Genomic DNA, 385 nt, shown 5'->3' on the forward strand with positions numbered 1-385 from the left:
CAAGGACGAGCTTTGCAGCGCGGAGTACTGGGTGCGTCAGGTACGCAGTCCGGTACGGTTCCTCGACGGCGTGCATGTGCTGGAAGCCGAAGGCGTACGGGCCAGCCTCGAGCTTGGTCCGGACGGGATTTTGACGGGGCTTGCGGCGGGATGCCTGTCGGAAGCATCACCAATGCAGGTGGTGGCCACACAACGTCGCGGGCGCGACGGCACCGAGGCGCTGATGTCAGCGCTCGGTGTGCTGCACGTGCACGGCATTGTCGTTGACTGGAACGCCTTTGGCGATCTCGCGAAACTGCCTGTTGCGTCACTTCCGACCTATGCGTTCCAGCGGCAGCGTTACTGGCTGGAGGCTGAGAAGGCGAGTGGGGACGCCGCGACGATG

1 protein-coding gene is annotated in these 385 nt (G+C 64.4%); it reads left to right on the top strand.

Annotated elements, in window-relative coordinates:
• A partial coding sequence (locus UP06_RS41320) for a hypothetical protein (RefSeq protein WP_044999566.1) occupies window positions 1-385 on the top strand: 385 nt, incomplete at both ends.

This window comes from Bradyrhizobium sp. LTSP857, from assembly GCF_000938285.1.
In the GTDB taxonomy this organism is placed as follows: domain Bacteria; phylum Pseudomonadota; class Alphaproteobacteria; order Rhizobiales; family Xanthobacteraceae; genus Bradyrhizobium.